Source organism: Actinomadura litoris (genome assembly GCF_009733595.1).
Lineage (GTDB): Bacteria > Actinomycetota > Actinomycetes > Streptosporangiales > Streptosporangiaceae > Spirillospora > Spirillospora litoris.
The window spans coordinates 79,514-105,933 of record NZ_WOFH01000022.1 but is presented as its reverse complement, the minus strand read 5'-3'; the positions used below and the strand labels follow the sequence as shown (position 1 = coordinate 105,933).

Genomic DNA, 26,420 nt, shown 5'->3' with positions numbered 1-26,420 from the left:
ATGACTAATGCATGGACCTGAGGGGCTTCTACCCGGAAGTGGAACCGCACGACTCCGGGCTGCTCGACGTCGGCGACGGCAACGAGATCTACTGGGAGGTGTGCGGGAACCCCGACGGCAAGCCGGCGGTGTTCCTGCACGGCGGGCCCGGCGGCGGCGTGCTGCCCGCCAACCGGCGCTTCTTCGACCCGGCCGCCTACCGGATCGTGCTGTTCGACCAGCGCAACTGCGGGCGCAGCCTGCCGAGCGCGAGCGACCCGGCGGTGTCGCTGGAGCACAACACGACCGCGCACCTGGTCGCCGACATCGAGCGGCTGCGCGAGCACCTGTCCGTCGACCGCTGGCTGGTGTTCGGCGGGAGCTGGGGCAGCACGCTGTCCCTCTCCTACGCGCAGGCCCATCCCGAGCGCGTCACCGAGCTAGTGCTGCGCGGGATCTGGCTCATCCGCCCCGAGGACGAGGCGTGGTCGCTCACCCCGGGAGGCGCCGCGCACCTGTTCCCCGCCGAGTGGGCGGCGTTCCGCGACGCGATCCCGGCCGCCGAGCGCGACGACCTGCTCGCCGCCTACGGGCGCCGCATCCACGACCCCGACCCGGCGGTGCACGGGCCCGCGTCCCGCGCCTGGATGGACTGGGAGATGGCGGCGAACACCTTGCTCCCGGTGCCGCCCCCCGACGTCGGCCCCGCGCTCCTCTACGCGTTCGCCCGCATCCTCCACCACTACATCGCCAACGGCGGGTTCCTGCCCGAAGAGGGGCTGCTCGCGGGCGTCGACCGCGTCCGGCACATCCCCGCCGTGATCGTGAACGGCCGCTACGACATCAAGACGCCGCCCGACCAGGCATGGGACCTGCACCTGGCGTGGCCCGAGGCGGAGTTCACGATCGTCGAGGACGCGGGCCACGGCGGCTCCGAACCCGGGACGCTGCACCGGCTCGTCGAGGCGACCGACCGCTTCCGTCCCTGACCGGTGAGCCGATTTTTCGGCTGGCCGGACCCCGCTCCATGGACCTTCGGCGGGGGAGGCGGGAAGCCCTGCGAGCGTGCCGTTTTCCCGGTTCCTCGGACGTCGCGGACCGCCTCCGGGCCCCCTCGGGAGCGACCTCTGCGTGCCCACACGAACCCCGCAAGTCACTGCGGCCACGCCGACTAGTGCGTATGGTTCATTCCATGCCTAACAGCGAAGAGCGCGACAATAGCGGCCCCGAGGAGACGGCCGCGACTCCCGAAGCCGCGGTCTCCGAAGGCGAGAAGCCGCAGGAAGACGCTGGTGCGCAGGGCGCGGGCACAGGGGGCGCCGGCACGGAGGGCACGGGTGCACGCGGCCCGGGTTCCGAGAGTGCCGGTGGACAGGACGACGACAGGCGGAGCGGGGCGCGGGGCACGGGCGGCGCGGGGACGGAGGGCTCAGGCGGGCGGGGCCGGGAGCCGGAGCGGACCGCCGAGACGGCGGTCGCCCGGCTGGGCGAGCCCGTCACGGTCTGGCCGTGCGCGAACTGCGGACGGCCCGTCCCGCAGCCGATGGGCGCCGTCCGCAGCGTCCGCTACTGCCGCGACAACGACGGCGCCTGCGCCCGCGAGGCCCGCGACCGCCGCGAGCGCGGCCGGGACGCGCCGGGCCTGACCGGCCAGGTCGCCTCCACATGGGAGATGGTCGAGCGGCTGGAGAAGGCGGCCGACCTGCTCGCCGACTCGCTCACCTCCGAGCTGAGCGTCGCCGGGGTCGAGCGGCGCGTCGCCGAGGTGCGCGCCGAGGCCGCCCGCGAGCTCGCCATCGCGCAGAGCGAGCGCGACGCGTCCCAGCGCAAGGCCGAGGAGGCGTGGCAGGAGGCGACCTCCGCCCGCGGCCGCGCCGAGGAGAGCGAGCGGGAGGCCGCGACCGCCCGCGAGGAGGCCAAGCTCGCCACCGCCAAGCGCGACGCCGCGCAGGAGGCGTGGGAGGAGGCGCACCAGATCGCCCAGCAGTCCACGAGCGCCAAGCTCGCCGCCGAGAGCGAGCGCGACCGCATCGCCGCCCGCGAGACCGAGCTGCTGGCCGCGCTGGAGACCGCGCGCGCCGAGCTGGTCACGCTGCACTCCAAGCTGGCCGAGGCCGAGGGCGCCGTCGAGGCGCAGCGGGTGGAGGCCGCCGTCGCCAAGCAGGGCGCCGAGGACCTGCGCAACGCCATGCGCGACACCGAGGCGCAGCGGCAGCGCGCCATGCAGGCCGCCAGCAAGGCCGAGACCGAGCGCGCGACCGCGCTGCGCGCCCAGTCCGAGGCCGAGGCGGAGGTCGTGCGCGCCGCCGCCCGGGTCGAGGAGGCCGTCAAGGACCGCGACGCCGCCCAGGCGCGGGCGCAGGCCGCCACGTCCGAGCGCGACGAGCTCAACTCCAAGATCAATGACCAGTCGGTGCAGCTCCGCCAGCTCTCGCAGTCGGTCGCCGAGCAGCAGGCCGCGCTGACCGCGCTCGCCGAGGAGCGCGACGCGGCCCGCGCCGAGGCCGACCGCGCCCGCCGCCAGATCGACCAGTTCACGCACAACACGCTCTCGTCCAACATCCCGCCCGGCGGCCGGATGCCGGGCGGTGGCACGCCGGCGCCGCCCGCGGGCATCTCGCACAACGCGAGCCACGCCCAGGCGCCCGGCATGCCCCCGGGCCCGCCGCCGATCGGCCAGCCGCCCAACGGCGCGCCGGTCCCGCAGCACGGCCCGCCCCCGCCCGGCGCCGCACCGCACCACCCCGGCCCCGCCGGGCCCCCGCACCACGGCCCGCAAGGCCACGGCCCGCAGAACCCCGGCCAGTCGAACCACGGTCACCCGAACCAAGGGCCGCAGAACCACGGCCCGCAGAACCCCGGCCAGTCGAACCACGGGCCGCAGAACCCCGGTCAGCCGCTCAACGGCGCCGACCGGGAGGACCCCCTGTTCACCGGCCCCTGACGGTCACCGGCTGCCCCCCTGACGACCCCCGCCCGCCGGGCCCCGCTCCCGGGCCCGGCTCAGCCGTATCGGACGATCATGAAGAACACCACCACCGTCCCCCCGGCGAGCAGGGCGGTGTGCGCCCGCTCCCGCAGCGCCGTGTGCCGCAGCGAGCTGACCCGCTTGCGGCCGAGCCGCACGTCGAACACCGCCCGCCGCGCGCGCTCCCAGTGGATCCCGGTGTAGACCGCGAGCGCGGCCACCCCCAGTAGCAGGAATCCGGTTCCGCTCATCTGACCCGCCTCCGTATTCGCGGAGGTTCAGATTGAACGCGGACCGGGCCTGCCGGGCAGCGTCAGACGACACATTCCGGGAACCCATGCGGAACCGGTCCGGCGGCCCCCGCCGCCGAATCCCGCGTCCGGACACGCCGATACCGCCCCCGGCGCGGTGCCGTGCTGTCCCGTGCAGTGCAGTGCAGTGCAGTGCAGTGCGCAGCGCGGCGCGGTGCCGGGCGCGGAGATCCCGCCGGACTAGCCGAACCGCTGCGGGTCGATCTCGATCCAGATCTGCTCCGAGCGGCCGAGGAGCCGGCCGTCGGCGCCGTACAGGGCCGTCGCCGCGTGCATCTTGCGGTCCTCCCGGCTGCGCGCGAGGCCCATGACCACGCACCGCTCGCCCGCCTCGGGGAGGCCCGTGACCCGCCCGGTCATCGTGCCGAGCACGGCCGGACGGCCCGCCACGTCGAACGCCCAGCCGCCGGGGCAGTCCATCGCGGCCCACACCAACTCGGCCGTCGGCGCCTCGGCGGGCACCCACGGCGTGGCGACGGTCGCCTCGGCGACCGGGCCCGGCTCCAGGCGCAGCCCGTCCCCCGGGGCGCGCTCGGGGCCGCACACGAAGCAGCGCGGGAACGGGTGGTTCTCCGCCGCCCGGTACTTCTCCGCGCCCTCCAGCGCCTTCTCGAACGGGACGGGCGGCACCGGCGGCACGACGATCGCCCCCGCGAGCGCCTCCGCCACCAGTGTCTCGCCGTCCCAGAGCCGCACCCCGTGGCCGCGCTCGTCCTCGACCGTCACCGTCAGGTCGGTGTCCAGCGGGGGAGGGCGCCGCAGCGTCACCGTCACCGTGTCGGAGGCCGCCCGCGCCGCGAGCATCCCCGCCACGTACCCGCCATGGCCGGACCCGTCCGGCCCATGGAACCGCTTCTCAATGATCACCTTGCGTTTCCCCCGTGCTCGAACCGCCACCCAAAACGGGACCGATCTTAATGATGGGCTCTGACGTTCCCGCGCCGACCCCGGTTCCAGGCCCGCGCCCCCGCGCGAGCGTGCCCGGCGCGCCCCGCCGCGATCCCCGCGCCTACACCGCCCGGGACGGCTGCGGACGGCCCGGACGCGTCGTGAAGAACACCGACAGCGACCCCTTGAGGCGGGCGCGGACGGTGTCCTCGTCCACGGCGGCGCCGGCGGGGACGGGGGTACGGTCCAAGGCGCGCGCGATCAGCAGGTCGATGTTGCGGTCGGCGACCAGCACCGAGCACGTGTCGCAGGCGTACCAGGGATAGAGCATGTTGAGGACGGCCACGGCGGTGTCGTCGTCGGACAGGTGCGTGGTGTCGAGCTCGACCTCGAACATGTCGGTGTCCTCGGGGTCGAGCGTGGGGTAGTACAGCCAGCTCGGGCCCGGGACGGCGCAGAAGTCGCACGACTGGTCCTGCGGGGCCGGCTCGCCCACGGCGAGCTCCAGCTCGTGGTCCCAGGGCTCCACCCGCCGGTTGTGGCGGTAGCCCACGCCGTCCAGCGAGCCCTCGCGGTTGTGCGTGACGTCGTGCACCTCGCCGCCGCAGCGGGCGCACATGAAGCCGATGTCCTCCATGTCCCTCCCCTGATCGCTGAGGCACCGGCTCTCACATTATCCGCCCGGACCGCCCCTCGTGCCTGCCGCGGCGAACCTTCGGGTACATTGCGGATCTTCGGTGCGTCCGCGAGCAGGGAGGTCCGCGTTGTCCCCGTCCGACGTCGTGCTCAACGCCGACAAGATCGACCTCGTCCGGCAGCGGCGCGTGCTCCTCGACCAGGTCACGCTGACCGTGCTGCGCGGCGAGCACTGGGCGCTGATCGGCCCGAACGGCGCCGGGAAGAGCACGCTGCTCGGCATCCTCGGCGCCTACACCCACCCGACGCGCGGCGCGGCGGAGATCCTCGGGCGCAGGCTCGGCCGGGTCGACGTCCAGGAGCTGCGCAGGCTGATCGGGCAGGTCAACCCGCGGCATCCGCTGGAGTCGGCGCGGACCGTCCGGGAGGTCGTGCTGACCGGCGTGACCGGGACCATCGAGCTGGTGCCGCGCTGGACACCGTCCGAGGACGACCTGCGGCGCGCCGATGAACTGATCGGGCTGCTGGGGCTGACGCACCGCGCCGACGCCCGCTGGCCGAACCTGTCGCAGGGGGAGCGGGGCCGTACGCTCATCGCCCGCGCGCTCATGCCGGACCCGCCGCTGCTGCTGCTCGACGAGCCCGCCACCGGCCTGGACGTCGCGGCCCGCGAACGGCTGCTGGCCGCCATCGACCAGCTCCGCGCCGACCGTCCCGACCTGACGACCGTGCTGGTCACGCACCACCTGGAGGAGCTGCCCACCAGCACCAGCCACGCGCTGCTGCTGCGGGAGGGGCGCGTGCTCGCCTCCGGACCGGCGGGCGAGGTCCTCACCACCGGGCAGGTCAGCGCGTGCTTCGACCACCCGATCACGATCACCCGGAGCAACGGCCGCTGGGCCGCCACGGCGGGCCCCGCCTGAGGACCTCAGTCCGCCTGGACGCGGTGCCGCGCCAGGTGCGCGAGCACCGACTGGTTGGCCTCCCAGCCGTCCGGGAACTTCACCGGGACGCCGAGGCGCACCGGCTCGGTGGACGGGTGGGCGTCCAGCAGCTCGGGGATGCCCGCCCGCGCCACGACCACGCACGCGTGCCGGTGCCGTGACGCCAGCACGCACAGCCGCCCCGACTCCAGGTGGAACGCGGTGGCGTCGCGGCGCCCCGACAGCGGGTGCAGCACGACCGTCACGTCGTACTCGCGGCCCTGGAGGCGGTTGGCGGTGTCGACGGTGATGCCCGCGCCGTGCGGGCCGAGCGCCGCGCGGATCGCGGTGACCTGGTCGCGGTGCGCCGCGCCGATCGCGACCCGGTCGGCTCCGACGGGGGCCGATCCCTGCTCGGAGTGCGCGACCGGCCCGCGTTGCAGCAGGCGGACGGCCAGCGCCGCCGTCGCCCGCACCGCCTCGGCGTCGGTGCGCAGCGTGTGCCGGGCGGGCAGCTCGTACAGGGCCCAGCCGGTCGCCGCCGCCTCCTCCAGCGCCAGGTCGTAGGTGGTGCCCATGCCGCGCGCCTGGAACTCCAGGCGCCGCTCGCCCTCCCGCGTTCCCGCGCGGAACCCGGTGAAGGGGTAGAACGCGTCCGACACGACGGGCGCGGCCGACGCGGGCAGCCGCCACGACACCGGCAGCCGGTGGACGGGCAGCTCCGGGTTGTGCGCGAGCAGCACCGACACGGCACTGCGCATCGGGTCCCACGACAGGCCCGCCCAGCGCTCCACCTCGACGGTCGAGAACGGGTCGAGCTGCCCCGGGTCGCCGACGAACAAAGCCCGCTCGAACCGTCCGGCGATGCGCAGCAGCAGGTCGGAGCGCATCTGGTACGCCTCGTCCACGATCGCCCACGGCCACGACCCCTCGGCCAGCGTCGCCCACTTCGCGCCGGTCGCGATCACGACGGTGTGCTCGGCGAGGTCGTCCGCCTTCTGCGCGACCCGCACCGCCGGATGCGCCAGGACCCGCTCCGACGGCACGTACCCGGAGGCCGACAGGCGGCCGAGCGTCACCTCGGGGTGGCGGCCCGCGATGCGGTCGATGAGGTCGTCGACCTGCTCGTTGGTCTGCGCCACGATCATCAGCCGCTCGCCCGCCGCCGCCAGGTGCGCGGCGGCGCGGACCACCAGCGTGGACTTGCCCGCGCCGGGCGGGGAGTCGACGACCACGCCGCGGTGCGCGCCGTCCAGGTCGGCCAGGACGTCCTCGACGACCCGCGTCGCCGCCTCCGACGGGTCCCGCGGGCGCTCCGGCGGCAGCGCGACCAGGTGGCGTTCGGTCATGACCAGTCCTCTTCGGCGTCCTCGTCGGTCGGCACGTACTCGGCGGGCGGCCCGCCGTGCGTCCACGGGGTGTCCTCGCGGTCGGGGAACCGCGCCGCGCCCCACGACCCCTCCGAGAGCGAGGTGAAGCACACCCGCTCACCGACCCCGGGGACGGTGCCCGGCTCGGCGGTGAGCCTGCGGCCCATGCCGCCGGTCAGCTCCAGCAGCACGCCGCCGCCGTCGAACTCCACGATCCTCCCCTTGAGCGCCGGTCGCGCGGCGTTGCAGACGACGGTGCCGGGGTCGAGCCGGACCGGGTCCTCGGTGCCGATCCGCAGCAGCGGGCGCAGCTTCGGGCGCTTGCCCGTCTCGTCCAGCCGGTCGGGCTCGCACTCGGTGACCAGGCCGCCGAACGCCTGCCCGGACAGCCGGTGCTCGGCCATGACCAGCGGGTCGTCGAACGCCCGCTGCGCGTCGTAGGCGTCCTGCGCCCGTTCGAGGTCGTGCAGCCGCCGCGCCGCCCGGACGGGCGGGTCGCGGCGCGCCTGAGGATACGCCTCGCCGAACGTCTGGTGGTAATAGGTGAAGGCGTCCCGGTCGCGCTCCCAGCGCCCCGGCACGCTCGCGCCCTCCGGCAGCGCGCGCAGGACGCCGACGGCCCGCCACATCAGCTCCCATGTCGGCGCGACCTGCCCGTGGACGGCGGCCCGCAGCCGCTCCAGCGCGCGCGGGTCGCCGTGGGACTCGTGGTAGGCCGCGATCGCGGGGGCGAGGACCTCGTTGTCGAACGAGGGGTCGGTGGTGGGCCCGGCGGGCGGGCAGGCCACCGGGTCCTCGGCGCGGGCGGCGGCGGAGGGGCCGTCCAGCCCGTCCGGCGGGTCGATCCAGCCGAGCAGCGCGGCGAGGTTGCCGTCCTCCAGCGAGGACTGCCCGGTCGCCCAGTGCAGCCGCAGCAGCTCCGTCATCGCGTGCAGCAGCGAGGAGCCCGGGTGGTCGTGGCGCTCGGCGAACCAGGTCAGCCAGCGGCCGAGGACCGGCACCGCCGGGTCGACCGCGTAGGGGCCCTCGGTGCCGCGGAACCGCGTCGAGCGTCCGAGCAGCCGCAGGAACGCGACGCCGCCCCGGTTCGGGACGAGGAGCTGCGGCGCGTTCCCGTAGCGGATCCGCTCCTCGCCCTCCTTGCCCGGCGGCAGCTCCTCGACGGAGCCGTGGCTCGTCTCGATGTGGTTCAGGACGAGCTTGGCCAGGTCGGCGGCGAACGCGAACCGCAGGTCCCGGTTGCGCGGCTGCGGCACGACCAGCAGCGTCGCGTCGTCGGGCGCGGCGCCGAGCATGACCGCGAGCGGCGCCGCCGCCTCGCCGGACAGCTTCAGCGGGACGAGCACCAGCGGCGCGTCCACGAGGTGGCAGTGCCGGACGGTGGCCAGCGGCTCGGCCGCCCCGGTCGAGGCCGCCCGCAGCCGCGCGAGGGAGGACAGCACGCTCATCGGCCACCGGCCCGGAGCAGAGCCGAGGGCATGCGGCGGGGAGCCGAGGGCGTGCGGCGGGGAGCCGAGGTCACGCGGCGCCGCCCCGCGCCGCGAGCAGCGCCTCGTCGCGGAGCCGGGCGGCGGCGCGCAGCTGCGCGGCGGTCTCGGCCAGGTCGTCGGAGGGGTGGAGCGAGCCGTCGGCGAGCGCCAGCGCGGTGGCGATCGTGTCGACGCCGCCGAGGTCGTCGCGGATCGAGCGGCCGAGCGCGCCCGTCGCCCCGCACGCGCGCGCCTCGTCGCGGCAGAACAGCGCCATCTCGCAGCCCGCCATGCACTCGGGCGCGTACCGGGCCTCGACCGCGCGCACCGACTCCGCGAGCGCGTCGCCCGGCTCGAACACCAGGTCGCCGGGCAGCGCCTCCAGGATCGCGTCGACCCTGGTGAGCCGCGCGAGCTGCCGCTCCAGGACGGCGAGCTGCGGCCGCACGTCCAGCGGCGTCGCCGTCGGACGGTTGGAGAAGTTCTCTGGGCAGACGAGGAACACCTCGTGCGACACGCGCCCGGGGTCGTGGCCCAGCTCGGCGGCCAGCCGCCGCAGCGCCAGCACGTACACCGCCGACTGCCGCGCCGCCGCGGCGACCTGCTCGGGCTCGGCCTGCCCGTCCACGACCGCGAACGACTTGATCTCGATGACGTGCAGCCGCCCACGCACCTGGAACGCGATCACGTCCGGCTCCAGGTAGGCGAGCCGCCCGGCGATCTCCAGCCGGAGCAGCGGGTGGTCGAACAGCGTGCCCTCGCCGGTCTCCAGCGCGCGGGCCAGCAGCCGCCGGGTGCGGGTGTGCCGCAGCTCGCGCCCCTCGTTGCCCGCGACCACCTCCAGGTCGTCGTAGGCGACCTCCGCGACGTCGAGGCCGAGGCGCTCGCGCAGCAGCGTCAGCAGCTCGGCGCACCCGTCGGCCTTCACCTGCGCCTCGAACGCGTTCCCGCGCGTGATCGCGAACTGCGACTGGCCGAACGGCGCGGGGAACCCGAGGTGCCGCGCCACCGCGTCCTTGTCGACGCCCGCCGCGTCCATCAGACCGCGGCGGGCGCAGCCGGGATTGGCGGTCAGTGCGGCGATCGTGCGGGCGTCGTGGTTGCGCGGGGGAGCGTCGCCGCGCAGCCGGTCCAGGTCCGGCGCGGTCTCGGTCATCGGCCTCGTTCTCCAGGTGCGGCGCGTCGTCCGCCGGATTCGTGCAGGGCCCGCAGGCGGCTGCCGAACAGCCGCTCCGCGTCGTCGAGCCGGGTGCGGGCGCGCCCGGCGGCCGACGCGCGCAGCCGCCGGTCGGGTTCGCGGTGCACCTGCAGCTCCGCCCGCGCGGCCTCCGCGAGATCGGCCGGCTCGACTGTACCGACCGTACCGGTGACCGCACCGGGAATGTTGGACGCGAACCGCCACAGCAGCCGCCGCACGTCGGGGGAGGGCGTCCCCCGACCGGCGTGCTCGGCGAGGCGGACCGCGCTGGTGAGGAAGTCGGTGCGCGGGCTCAGCGGCCCGACGATCCGCTGCTCCAGCGGCCAGGTGCTCACGGTCAGCAGGCCGCGGGCGGGCGCGAGCAGGTCGGCGGTCAGCGCCGCGCACAGATAGTAGGGCCGCGCGTAGGGCGCGGTGCGGAACGAGCGCTCCTCGTCGCGGCGCAGGCTGGTCAGGCGGCTCCCGGCGATCTCGCCGGGGAAGAACGCCGCGTACACCGACCCGATCAGCTTCGGCGCGGCGGGCGCGCCGAGCAGCGTCAGCGCCTGGTGGACCTGCTCGCGGACGGGCAGCAGCCCCCGGGCCTCACTCTCGCGGGCGTCCTGCCCGCCGGGTGAGGTGGTGTTCCCGGTGCCCGCGTCACCGAGGACGGCCTCGTCCCACTGCCGCTCGGCCAGCCGCAGGTCGGCGCGCAGGTCGCGGGCGGCCCGCCGGTCGCCGGCCGCCACCGCGCGCCGGACGGCGGCGCGCAGCTCGGCGATGCGCGCCTCCAGCGCGTCGGGGGTCGGGACACCGGGGGACCGGGGCATGCGGGCGACAGTACAGCAGCTTCCAGACAATTCCAGTGTTTTCCAGTCGAACGGCGAGGCGTCCGGAGTCCGCCGCCCCTCAGGAGCGCGTATCGCGGCGCAGCGGATGCGCCTCCGGGACCTCGACGACGACGATCCGCACGCCGTCCGGGTCCTCGATCCACATCTCGACCAGGCCCCACGGCTCCTCGCGCGGCTCCCGGACGATCCGCGCCCCCGCCGCTACGAGCCGCCCGTGCTCGGCCCGCACGTCCCTGACCTGGAGCCAGAGCATCGCGGCCGCGCCCGCGCCGCCCGCGCCGTGCCCCGACACCTCAAGGAACCCCGGGCCGAGGAAGAACACGACGCCGGGCGCGTCCGCCGGGCCGAACTCGCGGTACACCGCGAGACCCAGGACGTCGCGGTAGAACGCCTGGGTCCGGCGCGGATCGGGCGGGCGGAGCAGGACCCGGCTGCTGAGTACCTCCATGCCCCCATCCTCGCCGAGGAGGAGGACGGGAGGAGTCAGCCGCCGAAACTCGCGTGGTAGGTCGCGGACATGTCCTCGTCGCCGTGCCCCTGCGCCAGCGCGCGGCGGAACCGCTCGCCCGCCGCGTCGTTCAGGTCCACCCGCACGTTCCCGGACGCGGCGGCCTCGTGGATCAGCCGCGTGTCCTTCTCGGCGTTGCGGACGGCGAAGCTCGTCGTGAAGTCGTCGGAGAGGATCGACTTCAGCTTGGCCTGGAGGTAGGGGCTGTCCATCGGACCGCCGGTCACGACCTCGCCGAACAGCGCGGGGTCGAGGCCGAGGCCCCGGGCGAGCGCGAGCGACTCGGCGACGATCGAGGTCATCGAGATGCCGTAGCTCACCGCGGCGAGCTTGAGCCGGGACGCCGCGCCGCCCGCGCCGTCCTCGTCCAGCCACAGCGTCTTCGAGCCCACCGCGTCGAACACCGGCGCCAGCGCGGCGCGGGCGTCCTGCGGCCCGGCGGCGAGGACGACCAGCGTCCCCTGCTCGGCGGGCTGCCGGGTGCCCTGGACGGGCGCGTCCACGAACGTGATCCCGTGCTCGGCGGCGAACCCGGCGAGCCGGTCCAGCGGGCCGACGCCGACCGTGCTCATCTGCGCCCAGACCTGCCCCGGGCGCAGCGAGGGCGCCGCGGCGGCCATCGCGGCGAGGACGGCCTCGCCGTCGCTCAGCATCGTGATCACGACCTCGGCGTCCGCGACGGCCTCGGCGGGCGTCGCGGCGATGGCGGCGCCGTCCGCGGCGAGCGGCTCGGCCCGCGCACGGGTCCTGTTCCACACGGTGAGCCGGTGCCCCGCCTTGAGCAGGTTGCGGCCCATCGCGGCACCCATGATCCCGGTGCCGAGCAGCGCGACGTCACTCATGGTCCCCACTCCCTTTTCTTGACCGATCGTTACATTTTCAGGGCACGCGCCATGGCGTGCATGGTCCGAGGCGTCCCTACCCAGGAAGCGGCAGGGCTCGCAGGGCGGCGTCGACCACCGCGGCCAGGCGCCGCCGGTCGGCGCCCGCCTTGCCGAGGACGCGCAGGCCCTGGATCGTCGTGGTGACGAAGTCGGCGAGCGCGGTCACGTCGGCGTCCTTCGGGAGTTCGCCCCGCTCGCGGCCCCTGCGGAGCGCCGCCTCGACGAGTCCGGCGACCCGGTCGAAGGAGCCGCCGACGATCCGCCCGGCGACCGCGTCGCCCGGCAGCCGCTCCACCGCCGTGTTCGTCATCAGGCACCCGCGCCTGGCCGGGTCCCCGACCGTGTCGTCGACCAGCGCGAGCAGCAGGTGGCGCAGCACCTCGCGGACGGGCTCGTCCCGGTCGAGCCGCCGCGCCATCAGCGCCCCCGAACTGCTCGCGTAGTGCCGCAGCGCCGCCTCGTACAGGCCGTCCTTGCTGCCGAACGCCGCGTACAGCGAGCCCCGGCCGATCCCGGTGGCCTCCACGAGGTCCTGGATCGAGGTCGCCTCGTACCCGCGGCCGCGGAAGACCTCGGTGGCGGCGGCGACGGCCGCCTCGGTGTCGAACTCCCTGGCACGTGCCATGCCGCCGACGTTAGCCAGTTCTGGAACGGTCGGTCAAATTGGTTCCGCGGTGCTAGCCGAAGGCGGGGTGCTCGCCCGCGCCCTCGAACGCCTCGGTGTAGGGCGCGGCGAAGACCTCCAGCGTGCGGTCGAGCTGCGCCGACCACCAGGCGACCAGCGCCGCCTGCCCGCGCTCGCCGGCGCCGTCCGCGCCGAGGTAGCGGTGCCGCAGCGCCGCGACGTCGCAGAGCCGCTCCCACCACTCCCGGTGGACCGCCGCCTGGATCTGCCCCTCGTCCAGCGGGAACGTCGCGCGGTGCCCCCGCACGAACGCCTGGACGCGGTCGAGGTCGAGGCCCCGCTCGTCCTCGCACGCGAACAGCCGCGCCGCCGCCCGGACGACCTCGCCCGCGACCGGCCCGGTGGTCAGCCCGTCCCAGCCGAGGACGGCGCTGACGTTCCCCGACCCGCCGTAGCGCAGGTTCTCCGCCTGGAACGCGCCGTGCAGGTGGCCGACCGTGCTGACCTCCATCTCCGGCGGCTGGTGCCCGGCGAACTCGGTGAGCAGCGCGTGCCGCTCCCGCAGCCGCCGCCCGGTCAGCGCGTCGAAGTCGGTGCCGTCCCCGGGGATCGCCTCCAGCATCGCCTCGACCGCCGCGGCGGCGTCGGCGGCGCGCGGGGTCGGCACCAGCATGCTCTGCTGGACCGGCGGGGTCGACCGGTCGAGTTCGGCGTGCAGCCGGCCGAGGAGCCCGCCGAGCGCCTCGCACTGCCCGAACGTGAGCTCCAGCCCGCCGCGCACGCGTCCGGCGACCCACGGGTACAGCACGAAGCTCCGCCCGGACGCGGTGACGAGCGTCCGGCCGCCGCGCGCGGGGACGGGCGCGAGGACCGGCAGGCCCGCCGCGTCCAGCGCCCCGGTGACCGCGTGCTGGAACAGCACGCGCCTGCGGTCGGGGTGCTCGTACTCCTTCAGGAAGTACGAGCCCTGGGCGGTGTCGACCCGCGTGCAGCGGCGCCCCGGCCCGGGGGACACGGCGTCCGGGTCGCCGATCTCCCAGCGCCGCAGCAGCCGGGGCGGCGGCCCGGGGTCGTCCCGGGCGTCGGCCTGCGTGCCGGCCTGCGTGTCGGCCTGGGTGTCAGCCTGGGTGTCAGCCTGGGTGTCAGCGCTGCGTGATGTCGGCACCTCGGCACCTCGGCGTCGTCGGTCGGGACATCGGTCAGGACATCGGACGGGCTCTCGGACGAGCGGTCGGACGGGTGTGGGGACATCGGTCGAACGGATGTTCCCACGCTGACGCTACACGTCCGGGCGCCCACCGCGAAAGGGAAACGCCCGTCCCGTGGGCGCTCCCGGTGCGCGCCAGTGGTCTTTGCCGGGCTTGCGTGCTGGTGGGCGCCGTGTTCCGCCCTGCCGGACGTCCGCCGACTTCGTACGATCAATACCCTGTGCGGATGAGCGACGCGGCGGAGGTGGCGCGGCGATGCGCCGAGACGATGTACGCGCGGGACCGGGTGGCGCAGGACCTGGGGATGCGGATCGTCGAGGTCGCGCCCGGGACGGCCCGGCTGCGCATGAGGGTCGCCGACACGATGGTGAACGGCTTCGGGATCGCCCACGGCGGTTACATCTTCCTGCTCGCCGACTCCGCGTTCGCCTACGCCTGCAACACCCGCGACGCGGTGACGGTCGCCGCGTCCGCGGACGTGGTGTTCGTCGCCCCGGGGCGCGCGGGCGACCTGCTGGAGGCGACCGCCGAGGAGCGCGTCCGCTACGGCCGCAGCGGCGTGTACGACGTGACGGTGCGCCGCGTCCCGCACGGCGAGGTCATCGCGGAGTTCCGCGGCGGCGGGCGCAGCCGCGACGAACGCGTCCTGAACGACACCTGACCCCCGCCGGACGCGCCCCCGATGCTCCCCGCGCGCAGCCGTCGGGGCGTGCGGTCAGAGCTGGCCCAGGATCGTGTGCAGGTGGCGCGTGGTGTCGTCGGGCCGCGCGGCGGTGATGCACAGGTTGTTCATCGCGCGCATGTAGGTGTCGACGTCGGTGGGCTTGTCGAGGTAGAGCGCGCTGGTGAGCTGCTCCAGGTACACGACGTCCGACAGGCCCGGCTCGGCGAACCGCAGGATGGTGAACGGGCCGCCGGCGGCCGCGTGCCCGCCCGCGCCGAACGGGACGAGCTGGAGCGTGACGTTCGGCAGCTCCGACATCTCGATGAGGTGGCGGAGCTGGCGCCGCATGACCGCGCGCCCGCCGAGCGGGCGCCGCACGACCGCCTCGTCCAGCACGGCCCACAGCGTCGGGGCGCCGGGCGAGGTGAACCGCTCCTGGCGGGTCGTGCGGACCTGCACGCGCCGCTCGACCTCCTCCTCGGACGCGTCGGAGAAGCCGAGGCGCACGACCGCGCGCGCGTAGTCCTCGGTCTGCAGCAGCCCGGGGACGAACTGCAGCTCGTAGGTGCGCAGCAGCGAGGCCGCCTCCTCCAGCCCGAGGTAGACCTCGAACCAGCTCGGCAGGACGTCGCCGTAGCGGTGCCACCAGCCCGGGGTGTTGGCCTCCTTGGCCAGCTCCAGCAGGGTGGCGCGGTCGCCGGGGTCGGTCACGCCGTAGAGGGTGAGCAGGTCGGCGACGTCGCGCTCCTTGAACCCGACCCGGCCCAGCTCCATCCGGCTGATCTTGGAGTGCGAGCCGCGGATCTCATACCCGGCCTGCTCGGTGGAGATGCCGCGCGCCTCCCGGAGCCTCCGCAGCTGCGCGCCCAGCAGGATGCGCAGCACCGTCGGCCCCCCGCGCCGGGGATAGTCGATCAGCCGTCCGGCCGGGTCGCTCTCGGCCGAAGGCGAGTGTGCAGCTGAATCCTGGGGCAAAGGGGTCACCAGCCAGTCGACGTGTCTGCTCAGGGGCGGAACGGCATCGCCCTATGTTAGAGGATGAACCCCTGTTTTTGGGAAGGACGAATTACGTGTCCGCGGCCGCCCGGCCCTACCGCGCAGAAGGGCCGCCGCGTCGCGGGAGCCGTCCGCTCGCCGCATCCCGAGCGTACCTCCGCCGGCGTTGTGCGGGCGCCGCGCTCGCGGCCGCGGACCTCGCCGACCGGTCGGTCGGACCGCGTTGATCGGCTGTGACCAGTGCGGTCGGTGGCGGGACGGGTGCGGAACGTGGCCCGAAACGTGTCCGCAGGCGGCCTTTTCGAGATGGCGCGGGCGGCGGCGCGCAAACCCCGGTGTGCGAATTGCCCGGCGTTCTTCCGGTTTGATGATGACCAATGTCACTCGTTTTTCGTGGCCCTTCCCATGACACGGGAATGACGGAGGGCCACGACTTGGAGAATGTTCTCCGCGACGCGCCCGGAGAGGTGGGGGTTGTCGTCCCGCTCGTCCTGGTATGGGCTACCGGCGGGCGCCCGCCGCGTCGTGACGCCCGAACGGCGGCGCCCGCGAGCCGGGCGCCGCCGTTCCCCGAATCGCCGTCTCCGGCGTTGACGCAGGTGACGGGCCGGGTGATCGTTACAGCTGCCGGGTATTTCCGCCGCCGTATTGACCGGGCAGCGCTTTCGGTGTTTCGGCCCTCTCAGGCGTCGCGGCGGGTGAAGGCGAACGCGGCCGCGGCGAGCGGCACGAGCGCGTACGCCAGCATGACCGCCGCCGCGGCCGGCGCGGGCAGCACGCCGCCGTAGATGGACTCGCCCGCGCCCGCCCCGGAGATCTCGGAGGCCAGGCCGCTGAGCATCACCGAGCCGGCGCGCGCGTTCCACGGCTCGGGCAGGTGGAAGACGAGCAGCGGCAGGACGTGCCACAGCAGCACGACCGCCGTGATCGCGCCCGCCGCCGACCGCGTCAGGAGCCCGAGCGCGAGCCCGAGCAGCGCGAACACCGCCACCGCCGCGCCCTCGACGGCGAAGGCCGGAAGGTCGTGGAGGACCGAGCCCTCCTGGTCGACGAAGGACCGCCCGCCGATCACCAGCCGGGGCCCGAGGCAGGAGGCGAACGCGACCGCCTCGCCCGCGGTCAGCCCGACCGCCGCGACCACCACCGCCTTGGCGGCGACCAACCGCCCCCGGTGCGGGACGGCGATGAGGCTCGTCGCGATCGTCCCGCTCCGGTACTCCGACGTCGCGGACAGGGCGCCGAGGACCGCCAGGCACAGCGAGGCGACCCACGGCCCCATCACCTGGAGCGGACGCAGGGGAAGGTCCTCGCGCTCCCGGGCGGTCAGCCCGTCCCAGATCCGTGCCTCCTGCGCCGCGACCAGCATCAGCACCAGCACGAACGCGCCCGCGACCGACAGCGTCCACCGGGTCGAGCGGACCGAGCGCAGCTTCCACCACTCCGCCGCCACCGCGTCGATCACGACGCCGCCCCGAACTCGGCGCCGCGCGCGGTCAACTCCATGTAGGCCTCCTCCAGGGACGCGTTGCGCGGCGTCACCTCGTACAGCGGGATCCCATGCGCGGCGGCGTGCTCGCCGATGGCCTTCGCCTCCAACCCGCTGACGACCAGCCCTCCGCTCTCCGGGGACCCGGCCACGCGTCCTCCGCCCGCCGTCCCGTTCGCGCTTTCGACGGTGCCCCCGGCCGTCACGAGAACGCGCGTCAGCTCGTCCGGACGGGGCGAACGCACACGCACGCCGCGTCCGAAGCGGTCCGCCAGCTCCTGCACCGACGTGTCCGCGATCAACCGGCCGCGCCCGATGACGACCAGCCGGTCCGCGGTCAGCTCCATCTCGCTCATCAGGTGGCTGGAGATCAGCACCGTCCGCCCCTCGGCGGCCAGCGCACGCATCAGCTCGCGGATCCAGCGGACGCCGTCCGGGTCCAGGCCGTTCACCGGCTCGTCGAAGACCAGCACCCCGGGGTCGCCGAGCAGCGCCGCCGCGATCCCGAGCCGCTGCCGCATGCCCAGTGAGAACCCGCCGACCCGCTTCCGCGCGACCCCGGCCAGGCCCACCCGCTCCAGCACCTCGGCGACCCGCCGCGTCCCGATCCCGTTGCCGCGCGCCAGCCACCCGAGGTGGTCGAACGCCTTCCGCCCGGCATGCACGGCGCCCGCGTCCAGCAGCGCGCCGACCTCCAGCATGGGGCGCCGCAGGGACGCGTAGCGGCGGCCGTTCACCAGCGCCTCGCCCGACGACGCCGCGTCCAGGCCCAGCAGCACCCGCATGGTCGTCGACTTGCCCGCCCCGTTCGGGCCGAGGAAGCCGGTGACGGCCCCCGGCCGGACCACGAACGACAGGCGGTCCACAGCCACCGTCCGGCCGTACCGCTTCGTCAACTCACGCACCTCGATCACCCGACCACCCTCGCCGGAACGCGCCCCTCCGCACATCGGAGCCGGCTCCGGTCCGCACGCCCGGCGCCGCTCCGCCCGTGTTCCGAGCGCGGCGCGCGGCATCGGACCCAGGGCTGACATCCACCGGCCGGACGCGATCACGCCGGCGGCCCGGCTACCGTCGTGACGTGTACGAATCCGAGCGCCCCCTGCTCGTCCGGCGCCTGAGCCGGCGGCGGCTGATCGCCCTGGACGCCGCCGTGGCGGTCCTCTACGCGCTCCTGACGACGATGATGTCGGGCGGGGACGCGCCGGCCCTGCCCGCGTGCGCGGCCGCCGTCGCCACCGGGCTCCCGCTCGCGGCGCGGCGGCCGTGGCCGGTGCCGGTGTTCGCGGTCGTCTTCGCCACCTCCACCCTGTCCCTCTGCCTCGACCTGGTCTGGGACTCCTACGCCGCAGCCGCGTACGCGCTGTACACGGTCGCGCTCACCGAGCCCCGCCGGCGCTGGATCCCGACCTCGCTGATCGGCGGCCTCAGCGCCCTGGTCATCCTCGGCGGCGCCGTCGCCGGTCCCGAGGACCGGCAATCCCGGCGCGCCGCCGCGTTCGTGCTCGGCCTCGCCGTCCTCGGCGCGTCCTGGGCGCTCGGACGCGCCGTCCGCGAGCGCCGCGCCCACGCCGACCGCGCCGCCCGCCAACTCGCCGACCGCGCCGTCGGCGACGAGCGGCTGCGCATCGCCCGCGAACTCCACGACGTCGTCGCGCACAGCATGAGCCTGATCGCCGTCAAGGCGGGCGTCGCCGTCCACGTCGCCGAGGCGCGGCCGGAGGAGGCGCTGGACGCCCTCCGCGTCATCGAGACCACCAGCCGCGGCTCCCTCGCCGAGATGCGCCACCTCCTCGGCGTCCTGCGCGCCGGATCCGTCCCCGACACCGACCCGGTCTCCGCACCGGACCTCGCCCCCTCGCCCGGCCTCGACGGACTACCGGCCCTGGCCGAGCGCGCCGCCATGGCCGGTGTCCGCGTCGAGTTGGACGTCCGCGCCGGTGACCTCCCCGAGGGCGTGGCCCTGTCCGCCTACCGCATCGTCCAGGAGGCGATCACCAACGTCGTCAAGCACGCCGCCCCCGCCCGGTGTCGCGTCCGCGTGGAGGCGGACGGGCACCGGATGCGCATCGACGTCGCCGACGACGGCCCCGGCGTCCGCGTCCTGCCCGGCGGCGCGGCGCCGGGGGAGGGGCACGGCCTGGTCGGCATGCGCGAGCGGGTCATGATGTACGGCGGCGACTTCGCCGCGGGCCCGCGTCTCGACGGCGGCTTCGCGGTCTCGGCCGACTTCCCCTACGATCCGGCGTGACCATGACCGATCCCGTCCGCGTCCTCGTCGCCGACGACCAGGCGCTGCTGCGCGGCAGCTTCCGCGTGCTGGTCGACACCGCGCCCGGCCTGCTCACGGTGGGCGAGGCGGGCACCGGGGCCGAGGCGGTCGAGCTCGCCGCCTCCCAGAGCCCCGACGTCGTCCTGATGGACGTCCGCATGCCCGAGATGGACGGCATCGAGGCGACCCGTCGCATCTGCGGCGAGCTGCCGGACGTGCGCGTCCTGATCCTCACCACGTTCGACCTGGACACCTACGTCTACTCGGCGCTGCGCGCCGGGGCGAGCGGGTTCCTGCTGAAGGACACCCCTCCCGCCGACCTCCTGTCGGCGATCCGGATCGTCGCCTCGGGCGAATCCCTGCTGGCCCCGACCGTGACCCGCCGCCTGATCGCCGAGTTCGTCCGCCGCCCGGGCCCCGTCCAGCCCCCTCCCGCCGGGCTGGACGGCGTCACCGACCGCGAACGCGAGGTCCTGACGCTCATCGCCCGCGGCCTCTCGAACACCGAGCTCGCCGCGCACCTGCACCTGAGCCCGGCGACGGTGAAGACCCACATCGGCCACCTGCTGGCCAAACTCCAGGCCCGCGACCGCGCCCAACTGGTCATCGCCGCCTACGAGACGGGTCTGGTCACCCCCCGCTGACCGCCCCCCGCACGCGCGCGACGTCCTCAGCCGCCGAGCGGGGACCTGGAGGCGCGGGCAGGGGATTCCGACGCCCCGCCTAGAGCAGGCTGGGGGCGAGTCGTTCGAGCCGGTCGGCCGTCGAGGGGAGGTCCGGGGCGAACACCGAGGCGACGACGTGGTCGGCCCCCGCGTCGAGGTGTCCCTGGAGCCGCCGGGCGATCGCGGCGTCGTCGCCCCAGTTGAAGCACAGGTCGATGACCTCGTCGGACCCGCCGTCCGCCAGGTCGGCGTCGCCGTAGCCCATCTCCCTGAGCATCCGGGCATAGGGCGATCCGGGCATGAGAAGCCCCGGGGCCTGGCGCGCGATCGCGCGCGCCTTGGCGGGGTCCGCCTCGGGGACCACGGTCTGGAGACTGATCAGCAGCTTGTCGGGGCCGAGCGTCTCCCGCACGCGCCGCGTGTGCTCGGCGGGCAGCAGCGCGGGGATCGCGCCGTCCGCGCGGTCGCGGGCGACCGCCTGCATCTTCGGCCCGAGGGCGGCGATCAACCTTGGGAAGGGGACGGACGGCGCCGGAGCGGCCTCGACGGCGGCGTCCATGGCGTCCAGGTAGCCGCGCATCTTCGCCAGCGGGCTGGTCCACTCCTGCCCGCTCTGCTCGACGATCGCCCCCATGCTGACGCCGATCCCGAGCGCCAGCCGCCCCGGGTAGGCGTCGGCCAGCACCGACGCGGCCCCCTGCATCGCGGCCGGATGCCGCGCCCACAGGTTCGCGATGCCCGAACCGAGGACGATCCGGTCGGTCGCCGCGAGCATCACGCCGAGCTGCGTGAACACCTCACGCCCTCCCACGGCCTCGTTCACCCAGATCGATCCGTAGCCCGCCTTCTCGACGCGCGCGGCCGCCGCCCGCCACTCGTCGGCGGGCGCGAGCGGGGTCATCAGCGTGGCCCCGATCCGCCCGAGCCTCTTGCGCGCCTCGTCAACGGCGGTGGTCGTCATCCTGCCTCCTTGGTCGGCCGTACAATCGGAACCGGTAGCCCGGTTAGGACAGTACCGGAACGATCGCCCCGTTTGTCAAAGGAGGACGCGGATGACCGCCGACCCGCCGGCCCCCCGGCGCTCGGACGCGCTGCGCAACCGGGAGCGGATCATGCGGGCCGCGCTGGAGGCCTTCGCCGCCGACGGCAGGCTCGCCCCCCTCGACGACATAGCACGCCGCGCGGGGGTCGGCGCCGGGACCGTCTACCGCAACTTCCCGACCAAGGAGGCGCTGTTCAAGGCCGCCATCGCCGACCGCCTCGAACAGGTCGTGGAGGAGGCGAGGTCCCTCGCCGACGCCGGGGAACCGGTGGAGACGTTCTACGGTTTCGTTATGCGGGTGGTGGAGCGCGCCATGCTGAACCACGCGCTCTGCGAGGCGATCGCGCTGGACGAGGGCATGAGCGCCTTCGACGACGGCGGCCTCGACCAGGCGTTCACCGACGCTCTGGGAGTGCTGCTCGGAAGGGCCCAGGCCGCGGGCGGCGTGCGGGACGACGTGGACGTGTCCGACGTCAGAGCCCTCCTCACCGGGTGCCTGGTCATGGAACGCCGGCGGCGCTCGACCGGCCCGCCCGGACGCATGACGGCGCTCGCGTGCGACGCGCTCCGTCCGGCGTGCGCGGAGTCCTCGCTCACGCGTAACGAAACTCGCCCGGCGTCACGTAACGAAACGTGTGAGGTCTGCGGCACCCCGCTCGTGGCCGCCCGGACCGGCCGCCCCGCCCGCTACTGCGGTGCCGCGTGCCGCCAGAAGGCCCACCGCCGCCGCTCGCTCTCCTGAGGTGAAATCCGGTTGATCGGCCGGCCCGGTTTACGGGACGCTGGGGCCTCGCCCTCACATCGGAGCCGTCCCTTGATGACGTCCACACGGGAGATCCGCGCGGATTTCGACCGCGACTCGATCACGGTCTACCAGGCGTTCTCCCCGGAGATCGCCGGACCGGCGGTGCGGCACGGCACCTTCGTCCCCCCGTTCTCCCGCGGCCGCATGACGTGGATCAAGCCCTCCTTCCTGTGGCTGATGGCGCGCAGCGGCTGGGCGCGCAAACCGGGCCAGCAGTCCGTGCTCGCCGTCCGGATCAGCCGGGCGGGCTGGGAGGAGGCGCTCGGCCTGGCCGTTCCCACCGCGCCCGACCGCCGTGTCTTCCAGGGTTCGGACGAGTGGCGCCGACGTTTCGCGGACGCGGTCGTCCACGTCCAGTGGGACCCGGAACGGTCCCTGCGCGGCCAGAAGCTGGAGGCGCGAAGCATCCAGGTCGGCCTCAGCCGCCACGTCGTCGACCGCTACGTCGACGACTGGATCATGGAGATCGAGGACCGCACGGCCCTCGTCCACAAGCTGCATCGCCTCGTCCAGGACGGCCAGGCGGCCAAGGCCAGGAAGCTGCTCCCACCAGAGCGTCCGTATCCGCTGCCCACCGAGGTGGCCCAGCGCATCGGCGCCGACTGACCCGCGCGGCATCCGGGCCCGGCGCGGACCAGCGCCGCCGTGACGAACAGCCCTAGGGTTCAGACGGCATATTCAGGACGATGCGCTCGGCGAAGCCGCCCCGCCGCTCCCACTTGGCCGCGCGCCGCGCCTCCAGGTCGTCCGGCGTGATCCCGTCGACCGCGGCCAACGCGTGGAGGACCTCCAGCAGGTCGGCGAGCTCCTCGGGCTCGCCGCTCGCGACGTACTCCCCGGCCTCCTCGTACAGCTTGGCGCGCAGCAACGCCCGGTACTCCTCCGGCCCCGCGACGCGCGTGTCGGCGCCCCGCCCCGCGGACCGGATGATCTCTGGAATCCGGTCGCGTACGAGCTTCTCCGCCGACCTCTCGCCCGACCCAGTGTGGTGCGCCAGCCCGCTATGGCGCCGGTCCAGCGACTGGACCCACTTCACGGCCACCGCTGCCGTCTGGACGAGTTCCTCCCGGAGTCTTTCGGGAGCCGACTCGGCCAGCGCCTCGTAGAACTCTTCGGTGAGCACATGGCGCCAGGTCAGGCGCCCGCGCTTCGAGGCTTCAGCGCATTCGCGCTTGGCCTGCTCCGCCCGCTCGGCGAACTCCGGTCCGCTTCCGTCGGGGAACTCCTGGACGCCCCACATCTGATCCTGGGCATCGCGTTCCGCCGCGACGTCCGCCAGCACCCTCGCCAGCGACCCTGGCTCTCCCTCATCCTCCATGCGCCGACGGTAACCATCACGGCGACCCGTCGCGCGCGATCCGCACTCGTGGGCGAAAAACTCAAGGCCGGGAGCGTGGCTCCCGGCCTTTGAGTCATTCACGTGCGTCGCCTGTGCGGCGGGCGCGCGGGCGTTCACCCTCACGCAAGGTCTGGTCGGTGTCGCGTCAGCGAGAGGGAAGGTCCACGTAGTGGCGCTCGCTCGGGCCCACGTAGACCTGGCGCGGACGCCCGATCTTCGTCGAGGCGTCGTTCATCATCTCGCGCCACTGGGCGATCCAGCCGGGGAGCCGTCCGAGCGCGAACAGCACGGTGAACGCGTTGGTCGGGAAGCCCATCGCCTTGTAGATGACGCCGGTGTAGAAGTCGACGTTCGGGTACAGCTTGCGCTCCACGAAGTAGTCGTCGCTCAGCGCGACCTCCTCCAGGCGCATGGCCAGGTCGAGCAGCGGGTCGGACTTGCCCAGCGCGTCCAGGACCTTGCCGGTGGCCTGTTTCACCACGGCCGCGCGCGGGTCGTAGTTGCGGTAGACGCGGTGCCCGAAGCCCATCAGCTTGACGCCCGGCTCCTTGTCCTTCACGCGCCGGACGAACGAGTCGACGTCGTCGCCGTTCTCGTGGATCCGCTCCAGCATCTCCAGGACGGCCTGGTTGGCGCCGCCGTGCAGCGGACCGAACAGCGCGTCGACGCCCGCGGACACCGACGAGAACAGGTTCGCCTGGCTGGAGCCCACCAACCGTACGGTCGAGGTCGAACAGTTCTGCTCGTGGTCGGCGTGCAGGACGAACAGCATGTCCAGGACGCGCACGATCTCGGGGTCGATCTCGTACGCCTGCGTGGGCAGCCCGAACGTCATACGGAGGAAGTTCTCCACGTAGCCCAGGGAGTTGTCCGGGTAGAGCAGCGGCTGCCCGATGGAGGTCTTGTACGCGTACGCCGCGATCGTGGGCAGTTTGGCGATCAGCCGGATGCTGGACAGGTCGACCTGCTCGGGGTCGAACGGGTCGAGGCTGTCCTGGTAGAAGGTCGACAGCGCGCTGACCGCGGACGACAGCACCGCCATCGGATGCGCCCGCCGGGGGAACGCGGAGAAGAACGCGCGGAACTTCTCGTCCAGCAGCGTGTGGTTGCGGACGCTGTGGGTGAACTCCTCCAGCCGGTCGGCCGACGGCAGCTCGCCGTAGATCAGCAGGTACGCGACCTCCAGGAAGGACGACTTCTCCGCCAGCTCCTCGATCGGGTAGCCGCGGTACCGCAGGATCCCCGCCTCACCGTCGATATAGGTGATCGAGGACATCGTGGAGGCGGTGTTGGTGAACCCCGGATCGAGCGTGACATGCCCCGTCTCCTTGAGCAGCTTGCCCACACCCAGGCCGGAGGGACCCTCGGTCGCCTCCGTCACCTCCAGAGGCATGCGGCCGCTCACGTGGTTGAGCTCGAAATCCGACATACTCGCTCGCTCCCAACTCCGTCCACACCTGCGCAGACGCTCCGTTCTTCATCGTATCCACGTGATCACACGGCCTCATCCGGGCCTGTCCCGTTGACGGACGGCCCCGCCGGGTGCTCCGGTGGGTCGTATGAGCGACCACATCGCCGCCGAACTTCTCGCGCGCGCCCGCCGGGAGATCGCGGCCGCGACGTCCCGGAACCGCTTCCTCGATCTCCTCGAAACCGGTCGGGTGCCCCAGGAACGCCTGGTCTGGCTGGTTGGAGAGGAGTATCGGATCGTCCGTAGCGACCGGCGAAGTTTCGCCCTGTTGGCCGCGCGCTATCCGGATTCACCGTCCGGCGAGCTGTTCCTCGGCCTCGCCCAGGGAGAGACGCGGGCGCTCGGTCTCCTGGACGATCTCGCCTCGGCCCTGGGGGAAAGTGAGAAGAATCTCAGAGCGTACGAGCCGCGCCCGTTCGCCCAGACCTACCCCGCCTTTCTCGCTCAGCGTGCCGCCTTCGGCACGGCCGGTGAGGTCGCTCTGGCGATGCTCGCCAACCTGGAGGAGTGGGGCGCGTACTGCGCCCGTGCCGCCGACGCCCTGCGCGGCGCCTATGACATGGACGATGCGGCGGTGGCCTTCTTCAGCTTCTTCGCGGAATCGCCACCCGGCTTCGAGGACCGGGCCCTGGCCGTCGTCGCCGCGGGACTGGCCGCGGGCGACGACCCGGAGGAGACCGCCCTCGCGGCGCGTCTCCTGCACGCCTACGAGACGGCCTTCTGGGACGCCCTCGCCGAGGGCCTTTGACCGTCGGTGCCTGCTCGTCGGAGGAGTCCGTCCTGGGGGATCCGCCCTCGGCGGACCCCTACCAGGCCCCTTCGCGGAGCGTCGGGAGTTCGCCCGTGCCCTCGACCAGCGTGTGTTCCTGGACGCCGATGAGCTGTTCGACGTCCGAGGGCAGCCACTCCTCGCCGTAGTGCGCGTCCAGCAGCGTGGACAGAGCGACCAGGACCTGCTCCGGCGACGGCCGCTCCCGCGCCTCCTTCACCAGGCATCGCGTGACGAGGCCGCGCATGGGGTCGGGCAACCGGCTGAGATCGGGCGTTCCGTGGACGATGCGTCCGCGCACCTTGTGGCCGCCGCCGAAGGGAGGGGCGCCCGCAGCGGCGAACACGAGCGTCGCGCCAAGGGAGAACACGTCGCTCTGCGCGGTCACCTGCTCGCCGAGGGCCTGCTCGGGCGACATGTATGCGGGCGTCCCCAGCACCTCGGAGCGCGAGAGGGGGAGCGCGTCCAGAGGCCGCGCGATGCCGAAGTCGATGACCCGCGGCCCGTCCGAGGCGAGCAGGACGTTCGACGGCTTCAAGTCCCGGTGGACGATCCCCGCCCGATGGATCGCGATCAGGGCCTCCGCGAGCCCGGCGCCCAGCCTGCACGCCGCCTGCTCCGGTAGCGCCCCCTTCTCGCGCACCGCCGCGGAGAGGCTCACCCCGCGGATGAACTGGGTCGCGAGCCATGGACGGTCCGCGTCCGGATCCGCGTCGACCACGGGCGCCGTATAGAACCCGCTGACCGACCGGGCCGAGGTCACCTCGCGCCGGAACCGGGCCCGCCACTTGGGATCGCCCAGCAACTCCGACCTGATCACCTTCACCGCGACCAGCCGCCTGCTCGCCGACGTCGCGAGGAAGACCTCTCCCATCCCGCCGGAGCCGAGCCGTGCGACCACACGGTAGGGACCGATCATCTGCGGGGGGTCAGGCTGCATGGGCACGAGTTCCGATCATGGTGGACGCGCTTCATGGTGCCACGAACCGCCCCGCCGCCCGGAGGGAAGCCACCCAAGCCGGGCACCTCCCTGTCGGATCCCGCGAGCATGCCGCCGCTCGAACCGGATCCCTCCCATCGCGCCCACGCCCGGCCCATGCCCTGCCCCATCGGG

General features: G+C 74.1%; 27 protein-coding genes. 9 read left to right on the top strand and 18 right to left on the bottom strand.

The genetic code is table 11. The annotated features are described in order from the left end of the window. The first annotated feature begins 11 nt into the window (after window positions 1-11). Complete coding sequence (gene pip, locus GNZ18_RS39475; RefSeq protein WP_173391025.1) at window positions 12-968, top strand: prolyl aminopeptidase; 957 nt, start codon at window positions 12-14, stop codon at window positions 966-968. A 203-nt stretch (window positions 969-1,171) separates the two neighbouring features. Beyond that, window positions 1,172-2,923: a coiled-coil domain-containing protein gene (locus GNZ18_RS39470; protein ID WP_246251277.1), complete on the top strand. Its 1,752-nt coding sequence runs from the start codon at window positions 1,172-1,174 to the stop codon at window positions 2,921-2,923. Window positions 2,924-2,982: 59 nt separating this feature from the next. Here GNZ18_RS39470 and GNZ18_RS39465 read toward each other — a convergent pair whose 3' ends face one another. The 3 genes from GNZ18_RS39465 to GNZ18_RS39455 all read right to left on the bottom strand — a co-directional run bounded on the left by GNZ18_RS39465 (window position 2,983) and on the right by GNZ18_RS39455 (window position 4,783). Beyond that, window positions 2,983-3,198 carry a hypothetical protein gene (locus GNZ18_RS39465; RefSeq protein ID WP_156222490.1) on the bottom strand — a complete coding sequence of 72 codons (216 nt, stop codon included), beginning with the start codon at window positions 3,196-3,198 and terminating at the stop codon, window positions 2,983-2,985. A 240-nt stretch (window positions 3,199-3,438) separates the two neighbouring features. Then, the gene (locus GNZ18_RS39460) at window positions 3,439-4,125 is read right to left on the bottom strand and encodes a hypothetical protein (protein ID WP_214621075.1); all 687 of its coding nucleotides are present in this window, start codon (window positions 4,123-4,125) and stop codon (window positions 3,439-3,441) included. Window positions 4,126-4,267: 142 nt separating this feature from the next. Next, entirely contained in the window at window positions 4,268-4,783 is a 516-nt protein-coding gene (locus GNZ18_RS39455) for a hypothetical protein (protein WP_156222488.1), read from the bottom strand. Window positions 4,784-4,910: 127 nt separating this feature from the next. Here GNZ18_RS39455 and GNZ18_RS39450 point away from each other — a divergent pair, with 127 nt between their 5' ends. After that, window positions 4,911-5,705, top strand: coding sequence for an ABC transporter ATP-binding protein (locus GNZ18_RS39450; protein WP_156222486.1), 795 nt, complete (start codon window positions 4,911-4,913; stop codon window positions 5,703-5,705). 5 nt (window positions 5,706-5,710) lie between these two features. On the opposite strand, the gene GNZ18_RS39445 is transcribed toward GNZ18_RS39450, so the two are convergent. From GNZ18_RS39445 to GNZ18_RS39410, 8 genes are all read right to left on the bottom strand, one after another. After that, on the bottom strand, window positions 5,711-7,054 hold the full coding sequence (locus tag GNZ18_RS39445) for an AAA family ATPase (RefSeq protein WP_156222484.1): 1,344 nt from the start codon (window positions 7,052-7,054) through the stop codon (window positions 5,711-5,713). Beyond that, window positions 7,051-8,523 carry a hypothetical protein gene (locus tag GNZ18_RS39440; protein WP_156222482.1) on the bottom strand — a complete coding sequence of 491 codons (1,473 nt, stop codon included), beginning with the start codon at window positions 8,521-8,523 and terminating at the stop codon, window positions 7,051-7,053. The genes GNZ18_RS39445 and GNZ18_RS39440 overlap by 4 nt, the downstream gene beginning before the upstream one ends. Window positions 8,524-8,593: 70 nt before the next feature. Continuing rightward, entirely contained in the window at window positions 8,594-9,700 is a 1,107-nt protein-coding gene (locus GNZ18_RS39435) for a hypothetical protein (protein ID WP_156222480.1), read from the bottom strand. Next, on the bottom strand, window positions 9,697-10,551 hold the full coding sequence (locus GNZ18_RS39430; protein ID WP_156222478.1) for a hypothetical protein: 855 nt from the start codon (window positions 10,549-10,551) through the stop codon (window positions 9,697-9,699). The genes GNZ18_RS39435 and GNZ18_RS39430 overlap by 4 nt, the downstream gene beginning before the upstream one ends. Window positions 10,552-10,630: 79 nt before the next feature. Further along, a complete protein-coding gene (locus GNZ18_RS39425; RefSeq protein WP_156222476.1) occupies window positions 10,631-11,020 on the bottom strand; it encodes a VOC family protein in 390 nt (129 codons plus the stop codon). A 35-nt stretch (window positions 11,021-11,055) separates the two neighbouring features. Continuing rightward, window positions 11,056-11,922 (bottom strand): NAD(P)-dependent oxidoreductase, encoded by an 867-nt coding sequence (locus GNZ18_RS39420; protein ID WP_156222474.1) that lies wholly within the window; start codon window positions 11,920-11,922, stop codon window positions 11,056-11,058. A 76-nt stretch (window positions 11,923-11,998) separates the two neighbouring features. After that, on the bottom strand, window positions 11,999-12,589 hold the full coding sequence (locus tag GNZ18_RS39415; protein ID WP_156222472.1) for a TetR/AcrR family transcriptional regulator: 591 nt from the start codon (window positions 12,587-12,589) through the stop codon (window positions 11,999-12,001). Window positions 12,590-12,641: 52 nt separating this feature from the next. Further along, a complete protein-coding gene (locus GNZ18_RS39410) occupies window positions 12,642-13,754 on the bottom strand; it encodes a phosphotransferase enzyme family protein (protein WP_312875012.1) in 1,113 nt (370 codons plus the stop codon). A 269-nt stretch (window positions 13,755-14,023) separates the two neighbouring features. Between GNZ18_RS39410 and paaI the strand changes: the two genes are divergently transcribed. Continuing rightward, window positions 14,024-14,458 carry a hydroxyphenylacetyl-CoA thioesterase PaaI gene (gene paaI, locus GNZ18_RS39405; RefSeq protein ID WP_156222470.1) on the top strand — a complete coding sequence of 145 codons (435 nt, stop codon included), beginning with the start codon at window positions 14,024-14,026 and terminating at the stop codon, window positions 14,456-14,458. Between the two features lie 54 nt (window positions 14,459-14,512). Here the strand turns inward: paaI and GNZ18_RS39400 are convergent, their stop codons facing one another. The 3 genes from GNZ18_RS39400 to GNZ18_RS39390 all read right to left on the bottom strand — a co-directional run bounded on the left by GNZ18_RS39400 (window position 14,513) and on the right by GNZ18_RS39390 (window position 17,857). After that, window positions 14,513-15,379: a Sco1979 family transcriptional regulator gene (locus GNZ18_RS39400; protein ID WP_156222526.1), complete on the bottom strand. Its 867-nt coding sequence runs from the start codon at window positions 15,377-15,379 to the stop codon at window positions 14,513-14,515. A 760-nt stretch (window positions 15,380-16,139) separates the two neighbouring features. Then, the gene (locus GNZ18_RS39395) at window positions 16,140-16,919 is read right to left on the bottom strand and encodes an ABC transporter permease (RefSeq protein WP_156222468.1); all 780 of its coding nucleotides are present in this window, start codon (window positions 16,917-16,919) and stop codon (window positions 16,140-16,142) included. Then, window positions 16,916-17,857 (bottom strand): ABC transporter ATP-binding protein, encoded by a 942-nt coding sequence (locus GNZ18_RS39390; RefSeq protein ID WP_312875011.1) that lies wholly within the window; start codon window positions 17,855-17,857, stop codon window positions 16,916-16,918. The genes GNZ18_RS39395 and GNZ18_RS39390 overlap by 4 nt, the downstream gene beginning before the upstream one ends. A gap of 167 nt (window positions 17,858-18,024) precedes the next feature. Here GNZ18_RS39390 and GNZ18_RS43475 point away from each other — a divergent pair, with 167 nt between their 5' ends. Continuing rightward, window positions 18,025-19,194, top strand: a complete 1,170-nt coding sequence (locus tag GNZ18_RS43475) for a sensor histidine kinase (protein WP_216651585.1) — start codon at window positions 18,025-18,027, stop codon at window positions 19,192-19,194. Window positions 19,195-19,196: 2 nt separating this feature from the next. Next, window positions 19,197-19,859 carry a response regulator gene (locus GNZ18_RS39380; RefSeq protein ID WP_156222465.1) on the top strand — a complete coding sequence of 221 codons (663 nt, stop codon included), beginning with the start codon at window positions 19,197-19,199 and terminating at the stop codon, window positions 19,857-19,859. A 79-nt stretch (window positions 19,860-19,938) separates the two neighbouring features. Here GNZ18_RS39380 and GNZ18_RS39375 read toward each other — a convergent pair whose 3' ends face one another. Beyond that, complete coding sequence (locus GNZ18_RS39375; RefSeq protein WP_156222463.1) at window positions 19,939-20,841, bottom strand: TIGR03620 family F420-dependent LLM class oxidoreductase; 903 nt, start codon at window positions 20,839-20,841, stop codon at window positions 19,939-19,941. 91 nt (window positions 20,842-20,932) lie between these two features. Here GNZ18_RS39375 and GNZ18_RS39370 point away from each other — a divergent pair, with 91 nt between their 5' ends. Continuing rightward, complete coding sequence (locus GNZ18_RS39370; protein ID WP_156222461.1) at window positions 20,933-21,664, top strand: TetR/AcrR family transcriptional regulator; 732 nt, start codon at window positions 20,933-20,935, stop codon at window positions 21,662-21,664. A 75-nt stretch (window positions 21,665-21,739) separates the two neighbouring features. Continuing rightward, window positions 21,740-22,333, top strand: coding sequence for a DUF4291 domain-containing protein (locus GNZ18_RS39365; protein WP_156222459.1), 594 nt, complete (start codon window positions 21,740-21,742; stop codon window positions 22,331-22,333). 52 nt (window positions 22,334-22,385) lie between these two features. On the opposite strand, the gene GNZ18_RS41615 is transcribed toward GNZ18_RS39365, so the two are convergent. Together GNZ18_RS41615 and GNZ18_RS39350 are read right to left on the bottom strand one after the other, a co-directional pair. Beyond that, window positions 22,386-23,045 (bottom strand): nucleoside triphosphate pyrophosphohydrolase, encoded by a 660-nt coding sequence (locus GNZ18_RS41615; protein WP_216651584.1) that lies wholly within the window; start codon window positions 23,043-23,045, stop codon window positions 22,386-22,388. A gap of 166 nt (window positions 23,046-23,211) precedes the next feature. Continuing rightward, entirely contained in the window at window positions 23,212-24,495 is a 1,284-nt protein-coding gene (locus tag GNZ18_RS39350) for a citrate synthase (RefSeq protein ID WP_156222457.1), read from the bottom strand. Between the two features lie 130 nt (window positions 24,496-24,625). On the opposite strand from GNZ18_RS39350, the gene GNZ18_RS39345 reads away from it, so the two are divergent. Next, the gene (locus tag GNZ18_RS39345) at window positions 24,626-25,285 is read left to right on the top strand and encodes a thiaminase II/PqqC family protein (protein ID WP_156222455.1); all 660 of its coding nucleotides are present in this window, start codon (window positions 24,626-24,628) and stop codon (window positions 25,283-25,285) included. Window positions 25,286-25,343: 58 nt separating this feature from the next. On the opposite strand, the gene GNZ18_RS39340 is transcribed toward GNZ18_RS39345, so the two are convergent. After that, window positions 25,344-26,246: a serine/threonine-protein kinase gene (locus GNZ18_RS39340; RefSeq protein ID WP_156222453.1), complete on the bottom strand. Its 903-nt coding sequence runs from the start codon at window positions 26,244-26,246 to the stop codon at window positions 25,344-25,346. Window positions 26,247-26,420: the final 174 nt, after the last annotated feature.